The sequence below is a fragment of the Actinomadura chokoriensis genome (assembly GCF_039529475.1).
Classification (GTDB): domain Bacteria; phylum Actinomycetota; class Actinomycetes; order Streptosporangiales; family Streptosporangiaceae; genus Spirillospora; species Spirillospora bangladeshensis.
Genome location: NZ_BAAAMW010000014.1, coordinates 35,801 through 50,208 on the forward strand (window position 1 = coordinate 35,801; position 14,408 = coordinate 50,208).

At 77.2% G+C, this 14,408-nt stretch carries 10 protein-coding genes; 1 reads left to right on the forward strand and 9 read right to left on the reverse strand.

What is annotated here, in order from left to right:
• Positions 1–5 precede the first annotated feature (5 nt).
• The 5 genes from ABFX46_RS26885 to ABFX46_RS26905 are packed head-to-tail and all read right to left on the reverse strand — an operon-like array spanning position 6 to position 5,894.
• Positions 6–773: an SDR family NAD(P)-dependent oxidoreductase gene (locus ABFX46_RS26885; RefSeq protein ID WP_346046260.1), complete on the reverse strand. Its 768-nt coding sequence runs from the start codon at positions 771–773 to the stop codon at positions 6–8.
• Complete coding sequence (locus ABFX46_RS26890) at positions 773–1,702, reverse strand: sulfotransferase family protein (RefSeq protein ID WP_346046262.1); 930 nt, start codon at positions 1,700–1,702, stop codon at positions 773–775. Before ABFX46_RS26890 ends, ABFX46_RS26885 begins: the two co-directional genes overlap by 1 nt.
• The gene (locus tag ABFX46_RS26895; protein ID WP_346046264.1) at positions 1,702–2,961 is read right to left on the reverse strand and encodes a DegT/DnrJ/EryC1/StrS family aminotransferase; all 1,260 of its coding nucleotides are present in this window, start codon (positions 2,959–2,961) and stop codon (positions 1,702–1,704) included. The genes ABFX46_RS26890 and ABFX46_RS26895 overlap by 1 nt, the downstream gene beginning before the upstream one ends.
• 33 nt (positions 2,962–2,994) lie before the next feature.
• Positions 2,995–5,724: a type 2 lanthipeptide synthetase LanM family protein gene (locus tag ABFX46_RS26900; RefSeq protein ID WP_346046266.1), complete on the reverse strand. Its 2,730-nt coding sequence runs from the start codon at positions 5,722–5,724 to the stop codon at positions 2,995–2,997.
• Positions 5,721–5,894, reverse strand: coding sequence for a hypothetical protein (locus ABFX46_RS26905; RefSeq protein WP_346046268.1), 174 nt, complete (start codon positions 5,892–5,894; stop codon positions 5,721–5,723). The genes ABFX46_RS26900 and ABFX46_RS26905 overlap by 4 nt, the downstream gene beginning before the upstream one ends.
• Before the next feature lie 195 nt (positions 5,895–6,089).
• Here ABFX46_RS26905 and ABFX46_RS26910 point away from each other — a divergent pair, with 195 nt between their 5' ends.
• Positions 6,090–6,986 carry a family 3 encapsulin nanocompartment shell protein gene (locus ABFX46_RS26910; protein WP_346046270.1) on the forward strand — a complete coding sequence of 299 codons (897 nt, stop codon included), beginning with the start codon at positions 6,090–6,092 and terminating at the stop codon, positions 6,984–6,986.
• A gap of 421 nt (positions 6,987–7,407) precedes the next feature.
• Here ABFX46_RS26910 and ABFX46_RS26915 read toward each other — a convergent pair whose 3' ends face one another.
• The 4 genes from ABFX46_RS26915 to ABFX46_RS26930 form a co-directional block, all read right to left on the reverse strand.
• On the reverse strand, positions 7,408–8,847 hold the full coding sequence (locus ABFX46_RS26915) for an MFS transporter (RefSeq protein ID WP_346046271.1): 1,440 nt from the start codon (positions 8,845–8,847) through the stop codon (positions 7,408–7,410).
• Positions 8,844–10,478: an AMP-binding protein gene (locus ABFX46_RS26920; protein ID WP_346046273.1), complete on the reverse strand. Its 1,635-nt coding sequence runs from the start codon at positions 10,476–10,478 to the stop codon at positions 8,844–8,846. Before ABFX46_RS26920 ends, ABFX46_RS26915 begins: the two co-directional genes overlap by 4 nt.
• A 104-nt stretch (positions 10,479–10,582) precedes the next feature.
• Complete coding sequence (locus tag ABFX46_RS26925) at positions 10,583–13,579, reverse strand: glycine--tRNA ligase (protein WP_346046546.1); 2,997 nt, start codon at positions 13,577–13,579, stop codon at positions 10,583–10,585.
• A gap of 40 nt (positions 13,580–13,619) precedes the next feature.
• Positions 13,620–14,372: a phytanoyl-CoA dioxygenase family protein gene (locus ABFX46_RS26930; RefSeq protein WP_346046275.1), complete on the reverse strand. Its 753-nt coding sequence runs from the start codon at positions 14,370–14,372 to the stop codon at positions 13,620–13,622.
• Between the last annotated feature and the right edge of the window lie 36 nt (positions 14,373–14,408).

Sequence of the window (14,408 nt, forward strand, 5' to 3'; positions counted from 1 at the left end):
CGTTCTCAGATGCCCTGGGTGAGGCCGCCGTCGACCAGCAGCGTCGTCCCGGTGATGAAGCCGGCCCGCTCGCTCGCGAGGAACGCGGCGGCGGCGCCGAAGTCGGCGGGCGAGCCGAGCCGGCCGAGCGGGATGCCGGCGGCGATCCCGGCGAGGCCCGCCTCCCGGTCGTCGCCGAGCAGCGCCTCGACGGCGGGGGTGAGGTGGTAGCCGGGCGCCAGCACGTTGACGGTGATACCGGCCGGGCCCAGCTCGCGGACGAGCGCCTTGGCGAACCCGGCGAGCGCGGGCCGCGCGGTGCCGGACAGGGCGAGCTCCGGCGCCGGCTGCCGCATCGTCTCCGAGGCGATCATGAGGACGCGGCCCCAGCCGGCACCGCGCATGTGCGGGACGGCGGCCTGGACGAGCGCGATGTGCGACAGCACGCACAGCTCGACGGCGTCGCGGTAGGCGTCGAGGCCGAACCCGAGGGCGGGGCCGGCCGGCGGCCCGCCCGCGTTGGTGACCAGGACGTGGAGCCCGCCGAGGTCGGCGGCGGTGCGGTCGACCCAGGCGGCCGCCGCGTCGTGGTCGCGGACGTCGAGCCGGGTCGCGACGGCGCGTCCCGGCCCGGCCGCGTCGATCTCCTCGCGCGCCGCCTCCAGCCGCGCGCCGTCGCGCCCGCAGAACGCGACGTCGGCGCCGGCGGCGGCGAGCTCGCGGGCGGTGGCCAGGCCGAGGCCGCTGGTCGCGGCGGCGACCAGCGCGACCCGGCCGCGCAGTCCGAGATCCATCAGACCTCCGCGGGGGTGCGGGCGGCCGGCGTCGGCCGCAGCGGGTAGCGGTAGCGGGCCAGGAGCGGCAGGGCGAGGGCGGTGGCGACGGCGCGGGCGGGCGCGGGCTGGGCGCGCACCCACGCGTCGTCCTCCCGGATCCGGACCGGCCCGTGCCGCAGCCGGTCGGGGTTGCCGGTCACGGTGTGGTTGACGCCGAGCCGGGCGGTGCCGCCGCCGTCCACGGGCGGGTCGCCGGCGAGGCCGGCGTGCGCCATCACCCGCGCCAGTTCGGCGCGCGGGTCGGCGGTGAAGTCCTCGTAGCGCAGCCGCAGGCAGCGCTCGGGGAACGCGCGGGCGATCCGCTCGGACGCGAGGTTGAAGCCCGTCCAGTAGGCGGTGCTGCGGGCGGGGCCCATCGCCGGGATGTAGTCCTTCGCGCGGCGCCACGACTCGGCGGTGGCGCGCGGGTCCCGGACGACGTGCAGCACGCGGGCGTCCACGCCGGGCGCGCCGCACAGCGCGGCGGCCTCGGCGGGGAACTTGCCGGTGTCGACGATCAGCCCGGCGCCGGACTCCGCCGCGATGGCCTCGTACAGCCGGACCAGGTCGGCGACGGCCGGGTGCGCGGCGCGGGCGTGCCGCGCCTCGGCGAGCCTGCGGCCGGTGTGCCGGGTCCGCAGCGCGGCCTGCTGCCGGGCGACGGCGCGTTCGGCGTGCCCGGCGGGGTCGGCGCCGGCGAGCCGGGCGATGACAGCCCTCCACAGCGGGCATTCCGGGACGTCCCGCCCGCAGCCGCACAGGGTGTTGGTGCCGCGGCCGAGGACGCCGTTGGTCCACAGGTAGCGCAGCTCGCCGACGTGGACGGCGCCGGGCAGCTCGCCGAGCAGGTTGCCGAGCAGGGTGGTGCCGCTGCGGCACCAGCCCGTCACGTACAGGACGCGGACCATCAGCGGCGCCCGGCGCCGGAGCCGACGACCTTCCGGACGGCCTCGACGACGTGGTCGCGGTCGCGCGCGGTGAGGTTCGCCGACAGCGGGATGTCGACCGCCTCGTCGAGCCGCGCCGCCGTGGCGGGGTACTCGGCGCGGGCGCGCCCCGGGTCGGGGAACAGGAACCGCCAGTTCCAGAACGCGCGGACGTTGGTGTCGCCGGGGTCGCCGAGCGCGCGGGCGCCGATGCCCTCGGCGCGCAGCGCGGCGGCTGTCCAGGCGGTCCCGGCGGCGCCCGCGCCGGGCAGCCGGAACACCAGCGCCTCGCCGAGGTAGGCGCCGTCGGCGACGGGGCGGCGCAGCGCGAGGCCGGGCACGTCCGCGAGCCGTCCCGCGACGTCGTCGTAGTTGCGGCGGTGGGCGGCGAGCCGCTCGGGCAGGCGGCGCAGCATGGGGCGGGCGAGCGCGGCGCGGATCTCGTCCATCCGCAGCCCGTAGATCGGCAGGGCGAGGTCGTCGACGGGCGGCGGCGCGCCGTCGAAGTGCCGCGCCATCCGGCCCTCGTAGGCGCCGGAGTAGACGACCGCGCGGGCGTGCACGGCCGGGTCGCGGGCGAGCAGGAACCCGCCCTCGCCGGTGTTGAGCGACTTGTCGGACTGGGTGCTGAACGCGCCCGCGTCGCCGATCGTGCCGAGGAGGCGGCCGTTCAGCCGGGCGCCGAGCGCGGGCACGGCGTCCTCGACGACGGGGACGCCGCGCTCGCGGGCGAGCGCGCAGATCGCGTCCATGTCGGAGGCGAACCCGCGCATGTGCACGACGACGACCGCGCGGACGTCGCCGGTGAGGCGGCGGCGCAGGTCGGCGGCGTCCATGTGCAGGTCGTCGTCGCATTCGACGAGGACGGGCCGGTGCCCGGCGAGCAGGATCGCGCTGGGCGTCGCGGCGAAGGTGAAGGCGGGGCAGGCGACGCGGGAGCCGGGCGGCAGGTCCAGCGCGAGCAGCGCGAGCGCGATCGCGGCGGTGCCGCTGGCGCAGGCCAGCGCGTGCGGGACGCCGAAGTAGCCGCACAGGTCCCGTTCGAGCAGGCCGGTGCGGGTCTCGGCGTAGGGGCGGTGGTCGTAGCGGAAGTAGAGCCGGTCGCGGATCGAGTCGAGCGCGTCGCGCAGGTCGTCCTCGTCGATGAAGACGTCGCCCTTGTCGTAGGTCGGCCAAGGGTCGGTGCGCACCGGCGCGGCGCCGTCGATGGCGAGTACGCCGGGCTGGACGTCCACGGTCATGTTCGTCTCCTCCACGGGGAACGGGAGCTTCGCTCAGGAGTGCGGGGGCGCCAGGGCGAGCACGGCGGGCACGTCGGCGGAGCGGGCGCGGCGCAGCAGCCCGTAGCCGATGCCGGACAGGCCGGCGAGCAGGCCGGGGGCGGGGGCGGGCAGGGCGGTGCGCCACGGTCCCCCGGGCGGGTCGGGGGCGTCCTCGCCGAGGGCGGCGAGCAGTTCGCGGGGCCCGGACGTGCCGTGGCAGAGCGAGTCGTCGGGCGGGGCGGCGGGCGGGGCGGTCGCGGGCAGGGCGGCGGAGCGGGCCGCCGCGGCGGCGGCGTCGAGGGAACGCTCCAGTTCGGGAGCGGCGCATTCGGGCCTGGTCAGGAGGTCGATGAGGGCGAGGCCGGTGCCGGCGGCGCCCTGGCACCAGCCGGGCTCGGGGTCCTCCGGCGGGACGGCGAGCGCTTTCGCGCGGGCGGCGAGGCGGGGGCCGCCGAGCAGGCCGTGCAGGCGGGCGAGGGCGAGCGCCGCGCCGGGCGCGCCGTAGCCGAGGCCGGGCCCGGCGGGCTCCATGGCCATGAGCCGCTCCCCGGACGCCCGCGCCGCGTCGCGCACCCGCTCGCCGGGCAGGACGGCGTGCAGGGCGAGCGCGGACAGGAGCAGCCCCGCCTCGCCGTCCAGGACGTCCGGGCCGGGCGGGGCGGGGGCGGTGAGCAGCGCGTCGCGCGCCGCTTCGGCGAGGTCGGGGCGGCGGTGGACGGCGGCGGCGTGGGCCAGGTGGTAGACGGGGCCGAGCGCGGGGACGTCCGCGCCGGCGCGCAGGCGCACGGCGACCTCGTCGGCGACCCGTTCGGCGAGGCGGGCGGCCCGGGGCTCGTCGGTCACGGCGGACAGGTAGGTCAGGAACAGGCCGATGCCGGGCAGCCCGCCGTAGAGGTCGAGGCCGGCGGGCGCGACCCGGCGGGACGCGGCGTCGACGACCTCGATGGTCGGCCAGCCGACGCGGTCGCCGTCCCGGACGGCGGTCTCGTCCAGCCGCCGGGCGATGGCGAGGGCGCCGCGCACCGGGTCGCCGCCCGGCGGCGCGGGGACGCGGTGCCCGGCACGGGGACGGGTGTCCAGCGCGGCCAGGCTCGCGTCGATGATCTCCAGTTGGGCGGCGGCGCCCTCCTCGCGCAGCGCGGCGAGGCGGGCCGCGGTCTCCTCCAGCGGCGCGGCGGGCAGGACGCCGGGGAGGCGCGTGCCGTCCTCCAGCCACAGGTCGCGGTGCCCCGGGCGGATCTCGAACACGGGCACCTCGCCGCGCCGCAGCGCCGCCTTCTCCGCGGCGATGAGCGCGTCGCGGTGCGGGACGCCGGGCCAGCCCGCGTCGAGCCGGGCGAGGCCGCGCTCGTGGGCGGCGGGGTCGCGCGCCGCCTCCGGCCGCCAGCCCTCCAGCAGCAGCCGGACGTACAGGAACGTCGACAGCTGGATCAGCCGCACCGGGACGTCCGCGCAGCCGTCCAGGGGCCCGCCCGGCGCGAGCAGGCCGGTTCCCGCCTCGGCCAGCAGCCGGTGCGCGCGGGCGTACCCGGCGGTGAGCGCGTCGCGGTGCGCGCGGGGGTCGGGGGTGCCGCCGCCCGGCAGGCGCAGCCGCCCGGCGGGCGCGGGGACGTCCCGGTAGCCGAGCCCGGCGCGCATCCGGTCGGTGCCCGCGTGCTCGACGACCGGCGTCGGGATGAGGGAGCGGCGGCCGGGGGCGATGCCGAGCGGGCTGATGTCGGCGCCGAAGGGCAGTTCGGTGCCGGTGTCCGGCATGACGAGCGGGCCGGGGAGCAGGCCGGTGCGGAGCACCGATGCGGCCAGCCGCTCGGCGGCCGGGTCGCCGAGCCGCGCGCGGCGCGCCATCGGCTGCGTCCCCTCGGTGTGGAACAGGGCCTCCAGGTCGATCACCACGGGGTCGGCGCCGGCGGCGATCACGTTGTCGGCGTGCAGGTCGTAGCCGTGCACGGCGTGGGTGAGCGCGAGCAGCGCGCCCATCCGCCAGAAGAACTCCGGGAGCCGCGCGGGCGTGCAGGGGGCGGGCTCGACGTACTCGCTCCAGCCGCGGTCGCCGCGGTCCAGGAGCCGGATCCGGCGCAGCGGGTGCGGCACGCCGCCCGAGGCGTTGAACCAGTCGAGGAGGCGGTCGAAGCACTGGTCGACGGCCAGGCTGCGGGGCTTGTAGACGAGCGTGCCGCGCTCGAACCGGACGAGTGCGACCGTGCGTCCGCCCCGGTGCGTCTCCTCGGACCCGAAGCGGACGCCGGCGACGGCTCCGAGGTCGCCGAACACCGCGGTGAGGGCGGGCAGGTCGGCGGCGAGGTCGCGGGCGAACGCGGCGCGGGCGGCGGTCCAGGCGTCCAGGAGGCGGGCGGCCTGCCGGGCGAGGACGGGGTACTCCGCCCAGATCCGCCGGGCTTCCGCCGGGTCGCGCAGGGATTCGGTGAACGCGTCGTAGCGCCGCTCGGGCGTGTCGCCGGGGAGGCCGCGGCGGCGCGCGGCGGCGAGCTCCCGGGCCAGTGCCGGCTGGAGCGCCATCGTGAGCCAGCCGAGCGGCGGGTCGCGCAGCAGCAGGCCGTCCAGGCGGTCCAGGCCGTCCGGGAGCGGCGGGCCGGCGGTGAGGCGGTCCCGCAGGTCGTGCCGGGCGGCGTCGATCAGGGGCCGCGCGATCTCCAGCAGGCCGAGTCCGCCCAGGTCGGCAAGGTCGGTCAGGTCGGTCAGGTCGGTCAGGGCGCCGGGGCGGGACGCGGCCGGGATGCTCATCCGCCGTCACCCGGCGGATCGCCGTCCTTCTCCCGGGTGGCGCGGGCGGCGCGCAGCGGGCAGCCGGGGGCGGGCCGCGCGGCGGGCCGGGGGCCGGTCCCGCGCCGCGGATCGAGCACGGGGTCGGTGAATGCCGCCGCTCCCCCGGCCGCATTATCCGGCTCCGCCATGGCACCTCCCCAACCAATCCGTTACGAAGTTCTACCATGACCGATTTTTCGGAACAAGATCGAAGGAGGCCCTTTTAATTTCCGCGATCCCGTGCTTACTCTCTGGGTTGGCACGGTGCAGGATCGGCACCGCGCATTTGCCGGCCGAACCGAGATCCGGACGGCCGCGAAAGGTACGTCTGATGGGAGTTCTGCGTGCTGGACTACCTCATCGATGACCCCGGGCTGCGCGAGCGCGGCCCCGGCGAGGAACTGGCGGTCGCGGTCGCCAGGGCGGCCGGGGGCGACGCCGCGGTCCGGATCCGGGCGCCGCTGACGGCGCTGTTCCCGCTGGCCTCCACCCGGCCGCGCCCGACCGTCCGCGAGCAGACCAAGGGCGGCACGGTCACCGACCGGACCCTGCGCTACGTGCGGGAACTCCGCGACACCGGGCCCGGCGGCGAGGACGGCCGCTCCGGGACCCGCTACGGCGCGACGCCGGAGGCGGTGTTCCGCCCGGCGCTCGCCAAGGCCGAGCTGACCGAGATCTCCGTCTCCGTCCCGGTGCCCGCCGAGCTGTGCGCCGACCCCGCGCTGCTGGCGCGGTTCGTCGACCACCGCGTCATCGTCCGCCTGTGCACCGTGGAGAACGAGGTCCTGCTGCGCGGCAGCGACGACGGCGCGATCACCGGGCTGCTGCGCCTGGACGGGCTGCGCCGCCTCGAGGCCCCCCGGGCGGACGCCGCCGGCGCGGTGCTGGAGGCGCTGATGGCCGGCTGCGCCGAGGTGGAGGAGATGGGCGGCTCCTGCGACGGGATGGTCATGCACCCCTCCCTGTACTGGCGGCTCGTCGGCGGCGGGGCGCTGCCCGCGCTGGACGCCGCCGGGCTGCGCCTCACCCGCACCCGCATGATCGAGCCGGACCGGGTGCTGCTCGGCGACTTCCGCGCCGGCATCACGCTGCTGGACGGCGAGGAGTCCACCCTCGCCCTGCGCCGACCCGCCGGCGGGAACGGCGCCGGGGACGGCGCCGGCGAGGCCGCCATCACCGCCTCGATGCGCCTCGGCCTGGCCGTCCACCTCCCCCAGCACTTCCTGCTGCTGTCCCTCTGACCTGCTCGGACGCGGTCGTCCCGGCGCCCTCGGGCGCCCCGGCGGCCGCCCGCTCCCCCGGGCCCGGACGTCCGGGCCCGTGTCCGCCGAGAAGTGGAGGTGCCCCATGCGCACGCCCCCGTGGTGACCGTCCGCGACCGTCCGTCCCGTCCCGGCGAGAGCAGGAGGTGAACCGCATGCGCACGCCCCCGTGGTGATGTTCCGCGCTCCCGTCCCGCCCCATCGGACCAGGAGGTGAATCGCATGCGCACGACGCCGTGGTGATTTGCAGCGAAGAAAAGCGCACGACCCCGGGGTAAACCGGCGTGCGCGCTCCGTGAAGGGCCGGAAGGCGGCACAACAATGGCCGGTGCCAGTACCGCCCATGGCATTTGCGCCCAGGTAATTCGGTCGCACTAATTCACGGATGCGGGCGCCGAATTCACCGGTGGCGGCGCAGCGGCGCCCGCGGCGCCCTCCGGGGCCGCGGGCGCCCCCCGTCCCGGGCGGCGGCGCCGGCGAGCGCCGCCGCCGCGCCGCCCGCCGCGAGCCCCGCCCACGCGCCCCGGAACGCGACCCCGGACGGCTCGTGCAGCACCGCGGCCAGCCCGCCGATGCCGGCCGCCGCGCCGGCCGACCGGGCCAGCATGATCAGCGCGCTGCCGCTGCCGAACCGGGCGGGCGGGACGGCGGCCATCGCGATCGTCTCGATGGCCACGGCCGCGGCGGCCGCCCCGGCCGTCCCGACGACGAGGGCGGGCAGCACCACCACCGGGTAGCCGCGCCCGGCGCCGAGCGCCTCCGCGGCCAGCGGCCAGCACCAGCCCACCGCGCCCACCGCGCCGCCCGCGACCGTGACCGTCCGCGCACCGGCCCACCGCACCAGCGGCCCGCTCAGCCAGGACACGGCGGCCGAGGTCAGCGGTCCGGGCGTGAGCGCGAGCGCGGCGGCGAGCACCGAGTAGCCCCACCGCTCGGTGAGGAACAGCGCCACGCACAGCGCCACCGCGAACTGGGTGACGCTCAGCAGGACCATCGCCGCGTTGCCCACGGCGGTCGTCGCGGCGCGCAGCAGCGTGAAGTCGGCGGCCGGGCGCGGGTGCCGCAGCGACCGGCGGACCCCGAGGCAGGTCAGCGCGAGGCCGGCGGCGAGCGCGCCGAGGGTCGGCGCGGCCGTCCAGCCCCAGCCGGGGCCCTGCACGACGCCGAGCACCAGCGCGGCGACCCCGGCGGCGAGCAGCGCGGTGCCGAGCAGGTCGGGCAGGCCGCGCCCCGCGGCGGGCCGGGCCGGGACGCCCGCCGCCGCGCAGGCCAGCGCGAGCGCGCCGACCGGCAGGTTCACCAGGAAGATCCAGCGCCAGCCGCCGGCCGCGAGCAGCGCCCCGCCGAGCGCGGGCCCGCTCGCGCCGGCGATCCCGGACACGGCGCCGAGCAGCCCGAACGCGTGCCCGGCCCGGCCGGGGAACTCGCTCAGCCCGACCGAGATCGACAGCGCGACGACGGCGCCGCCGCCGGTCGCCTGGAGCATCCGCGCGAGCACCAGCGTCACCGGCCCGGCCGCGAGCGCGCAGGCGGCCGAGCCGAGCGTGAACACCGCGAGCCCCGCGAGGAAGATCCGCTTGGGCCCGAGCCGGTCGGCCATCCCCCCGGCGGGCAGCAGGACGGCCGCGAACACCACCGTGTAGGCGGTGATCGTCCAGGACAGCCCGGCGAGGGTGCTGCCGGGGAAGGCGCGCAGCAGCTGCGGGATCGCGACGCTGACGATGTTGTAGTCGACCACCGCCATGACGTTGGCGAGGACGACCGCGGTCAGTGCCAGCGCCCGGCGCCGGGACGGGCTGAGCGGCGCGGCGCGGCGGCGGGCGAGCGACCCGGCGCTCACTGCGCGGCGGCAGCGCGCGCCCTCCGGGCGAACTCCTCCTCGAGGACCCGTTTGCGGACCTTCCCCGTCGGTGTCCTGGGCAGCTCGGCGACGACCTCCAGCCGGTCGGGCTCGTAGCCGGGCGTCATGCCCGCGTCCGCGACGCGCTCGCGCAGGTCCTCCAGCGTCGGCGGCGGGCCGCCCGGCGCGGGCACGACGACGGCCACGACCGTCTCGCCGAGCAGCGGCTCCGGCTCCCCGACGACCGCGACCTCCGCGATCCGCGGGTCGGCGCGCAGGACGCCCTCGACGGCGGCGCCGGGGACGTGCAGCCCGCCCTTGTTGATCATGTCCTTGGTGCGGCCGATGATCTTGATGCCGCCGCGGCCGTCCGGCCGGGCGAGGTCGCCGGTGGCGAACCAGCCGTCGTGCAGCGCGGCGGCGAACACCTCGTCGGCGCCCTCGTAGCCCAGGCACATGTTCGCGCCGCGGATCTCCAGCCGCCCCGGGCCGTCGGCGACGACGGCGCCGTCCTCGCCGACGAGCCGCAGCGACATCCACTCGACGGGGCGGCCGTCGCTGCGGGCCGCCCAGTCGGGCGGGTCGCCCGGGCGGCCGATCGTGACGCCGCCGTTCTCGGTCATCCCCCACAGCGGCCGGACCGGGAACCCGAACGCCTCCAGGAACCGCCCCGGCAGGTCCGGCGGGATCGGCGTGGAGCCGGTGACCATGTGCCGCAGCGCGACCTTCCGCGGGTCCGCGCGCTGCTCGGCGACCAGTTCGTCCAGGACGAGCGGGGTGAAGTAGGCCGCGGTGATCCCGTACTCGACGGCGAGGTCGAGGAAGTCCCCGGGCTTGAACGCGTCCGCCCACACGGCGGTGGCGCCCGCGACGAGCGGCGCCAGCATCCCGTAGAGCCAGCCGCCCTGCCCGCCGACGATGCACGGCGTGGACAGCACGTCGTCCTCGCCGAGCCCCAGCGGGACGGTGTAGGAGCGCGCCATCGCGTACAGCGTGTTGTGCGAGTGCCGGACGCCCTTCGGCCGCCCGGTCGTGCCCGACGTGTACATGATCTGGAAGAGGTCGTCGCCGGACGGCCGGTGCCGGGGCGGCGGGCCGCCCGCCGCGAGCAGGCCGCTGTCGAAGCCGATCGCGCCGTCCGGCACGCCGTCCCCCACCACGATCTGGTGGCGCAGGCCGGGGAGCCGGTCCCGCATGCCCGCGATGGTGCCGGCGACGTCGAGGCCGCGCACCCCGTCCAGCGACACGACGGCGCGGGCGCCGGACTCGCGCAGGATCCACTCGGTGTCGGCGGCGCCCGTCGCGATGTAGTACGGGACGACGACGGCGCCCGCGCGCCCGCAGCCGAGCGCGAGGACGGTCGCCTGCCACTGGTTGACCAGCTGCATCGCGACCCGGTCGCCGGGCCCGATGCCGAGCGCGGCGAGCCCGGCCGCGCAGCGGTCCACCCGCTCGGCCAGCTGCGCGTAGGTGAGGACGGTGTCGGGCCCGCTCCCGGTCTCCCAGACGTGCCCGGCCACCGCCGGGCGGTCGGGGGCGGCGGCCGCCCACCGGTCGAGGTCGTCGAGGAACGTGCCGTCCCGCCACCAGCCCCGCCGCCGGAACTCGTGCGCGTCGTGGACGTCGGTCACGATCTGCCCCTTCCATGCCGGGATGACTTGATCATGACCACGGCGGGGCGCGCGCTGCAACGGCCACTGTTGACGAAGACCGGACGGGCCGGTCGGCATCCGCGTCAGGCGATCTCGCGCCAGTCGAGGACGGGGGCGGCCACGTCCCTGATGGCGGCGAGGAGGCCGAGGCGGTTGGCGCGGACGTCCGGGTCCTCGTCCATGACCATCACGTCGTCGAAGAACGCGTCGATGGGCGCGACGAGGGCGGACGCGGTCCCGGCGAACTCCGGCAGCGACGGCCGGGCGGTCAGCTCGGCCGTGACGCGGGTGAACGCCTCGTGCAGGTTCCGCTCGGCGGGCTCGGTGAAGCGGGCGGGGTCGTACCCGGCCTCGGCGGTGCCGGGCACGATGCGCAGGACGCGCTGCAGCGCCGTCGTGAGCCGCCCGAACGCCGCCGACCCGAGCAGCTCCGCCAGGTCGTCGGCGGCCCGCGCGGCGTGCGCGGGCGTTCCCGCGAGCGGCAGGACGGCCCGGACGATGTGCACCGGCCGCCCCTCGTCCAGCAGGTTCTGCTCCAGGCGCCGCGCGATGAACCGCTCGGCCTCGGCGAGCGCGCCGGGGGCGACGGCGACGGGCTGGTGGCGGGCGGCGAGGGCGAGTCCGTCCCCGACCGTGACCGGCGCGAGGCGCGGGACGTCCCGCAGGATCGCGGTCAGCGCGAGCGCGGCGCGGCGCAGACCGAACGGGTCGGAGCTGCCCGTCGGCGCCGATCCGACGGCGAACAGCCCGGCGAGCAGGTCGAGCCGGTCGGCGGCGGCGAGCACGGCTCCGGCGGCCGTCGCGGGCGGCGCGTCCCCGGCCGAGCGGGGCAGCTCCATCTCGTACAGGGCGCGGGCGACGGCCTCGTCCTCGCCGGCGCGGCGGGCGTACTCGCGGGCCATCGTCCCGGCGAGGCTCGGCAGTTCGATGACCATGGACGAGGCGAGGTCGAACTTCGCCAGCGCGGCGGCGCGGGCCAGCGCGGCCCGCTCCCCGGCCGCCAGGTCGAGGCGGCCGGCCAGGTCGGCGGCGATCGCGGCGATGCGGGACGACCGGTCGGCCATCGACCCGAGGCGCTCGGTGAACGTGAGCCTGCCGAGCCCCTCCTTGATCTGCTCGGGCGTGGTCCGGAGGTCTTGCCGGAAGAAGAACGAGGCGTCCTCGTAGCGCGCGCGGAGCACGGCCTCGTTCCCGGCCCGGACGGCGTCGTGGTCGCACTCTCCGTTGGCGACCGTGACGAAGTGGGGCAGCAGCCGCCCGGTCCCCCGCCGCACTGGCAGGTAGCGCTGGTGCTTGCGCATGACCGTGGTGAGGATCTCCTCGGGCAGCTCCAGGTACTTCGCGTCGAAGGAGCCGAGGATGGCGACCGGTTCCTCGACGAGGTCGACGATCTCCTCGACCAGGGCGTGCTCGGCGGCGGTGTCGACCGTCCCGTCGCGGTCCCGCGCGAGGGCCCCGGCGTCCTCGACGATGCGGGATCGGCGGCGGGCCCGCACGGGTTCGATCCCGTGCTCGCGCAGGACGCCGACGAGCGACGCGGCGTCCGGCACGTCGACCCTCGGCGACGCCGCCGTCCGGTGGACGCGCGTGGAGCGCCCGGCGGTCAGGTCCGCCGCGGTGAACGGGATCTCCCGGTCGTCCAGCAGGGCGAGCAGCCAGCGGATCGGGCGGGCGAACGACAGGCCGGGCGCCCTCCACCGCATGTTCTTCCCGGCGCGGAGCCCGGTGACGATCTCCGGGAGCAGCGCGGCGAGGACCTCGGCGGCGGAGCGCCCCACCACCGTCCGGGTGTATCCGGCGTACTCGCCGCCCGCGACGGCGACCCTCCCGACGTCCGAGACGTCGATGCCGTGCCCGCGCGCGAAGCCGAGCAGCGCCCGCGTCGGCTCGCCGGACGCGTCGTAGGCGGCGGCGATCCGGGGCCCCTTCACGACCTGCTCGGTGTCGGGCTCGCGGGCCTCCAGGCCGCGGGCGAGCATGATGATCCGTCGGGGCGTCGCACCCGTGTCGAGCGAGGACGCGTCCGTGAACAGCCCGGCCTCCTCCAGCCCGTCGCGCAGCCTTTCCGCGACGTGCTCGGCCGTCCGCGCGACCTCGTGCGGCGGCAGCTCCTCCACGCCGATCTCCAGCGCGAACGTCCCCGCCGAGGCGGCGTCCGGCAAGGCCGTCGGCTCGGCGCCCGGCTCGCCGCCCGGCTCGGCAGGGGCGGGCCGCACCGCCGCGTCGCCGAGCGGGTGTCCCAGTTCGGCGCGGCGCTCCACCCACAGGGCGGCGACCTCGTGCGCGAGGCCGCGCATCCGGGCGAACGCGCGGGCCCGTTCGGTGGTGCCGATCGCGCCGCGCGCGTCCAGCACATTGAACGCGTGCGAGCACTTCAGCACGTAGGTGTGGGCGGGGACGGGCAGCCGCGCGTCCAGCATCCGGCGGGCCTCGGCCGCGTACGCCTCGAACAGCTCCCGGTTCGCCGCGATGTCGGCGTCGTCCAGGTAGTAGCGGCTCATCTCGTACTCGGCCTGCCCGAACGCCTCCCCGTAGGTGATGCCGGGCGCGTACGCGATGTCCTTGAAGTGGGAGACGCCCTGCAGCGCCATCAGGATGCGCTCCATCCCGTAGGTGATCTCGACCGACACGGGGTCGAGGGTCAGCCCGCCGGACTGCTGGAAGTAGGTGAACTGGGTGATCTCCAGGCCGTCCAGCCACACCTCCCAGCCGAGCCCCCACGCGCCGAGCGCGGGCGACGCCCAGTCGTCCTCCACGAACCGGACGTCGTGGGCGCGCAGGTCGATGCCGAGCGCGGCGAGGCTGCCGAGGTACTGCTCCTGCGCGTCGCCCGGCTCCGGCTTGAGGATCACCTGGAACTGGGTGTGGGTCTGCAGCCGGTTCGGGTTGTCGCCGTAGCGGGAGTCGTCGGGGCGGACGCTCGGCTCGGCGTAGGCGACCCGCCACGGCTCCGGGCCGAGGACGCGCAGCGCCGTGGCCGGGTTCAGCGTCCCCGCCCCCACCTCGGTGTTCATCGGCTGCGCGACGAGGCAGCCGCGCCCCGCCCAGTAGTCGGTGAGCCTGATCAGGGCGTCCTGCATCGTCAGCACGGGAATCTCCAATGGGCGCGAAAGGACAAGCCTAGAAGCGCCCGAGACCTCGCTCGATCGCGACGCGCACGGGAGAGTCCGCCGGGAGCGGGCCGGACGGCGCGAGCGGCGGCTGCGCCATGAACCGGGGACGCGTCCCGCGGTGCTCCTGCGCCGCGTGGACGAGGAACGGGTGGCACAGGTACACGTCGCCGGCGCGTCCCGTCGCGAGGGCGAGCGGCCGGTGCTCGGTCGCCGGGACGGCCTTCCGCGCCAGGTCCATGAACGCCAGCCCGCCCTCCCCGGCGGGTTCCAGGATCGGCGGGACGTCCAGGTGGGAGCCCGTGCGGATCCGGGTCGGCCCGTCGTCGTCGCCGACGTCGGAGAACAGGAACAGCATCAGCAGCGCGCGGCCCTTCGACGCCGCGTTCACCCGGTAGGACATGAAATCGGCCGGGTCGTCGCCGGGGAAGCTCGCGTCGATGTGCCAGCCGTCGTCGCCGGGCGCGTCGTCGCTGGGGAACCGCACCGGGAACGTGCCGAGGCTGCCGCGCGCCAGCCAGGCGCCCTTCCCGACGACCGCGTCGAACGCCTCGTGCAGGCGCGGCGTGTTCGCGGCGGCCCGGAACGGCTCCTGGGCGTAGTCGCCGAGCCGCACGACCGGCCGCGTCCAGGTGGCGGGGTCGCCGGGGTCGCAGCCGGTGTCCCGCCACAGGATCGCCCGGCACTCGTCCGCCAGCTCCCGGGAGAACGCCCCCTCGACGCGGACGAACCCGTCGGTGATGAAGGAGTCAACGTCGATCATGGGCCCAGCCTGCCAAGGCGCCCCCGGCGGAAGCGA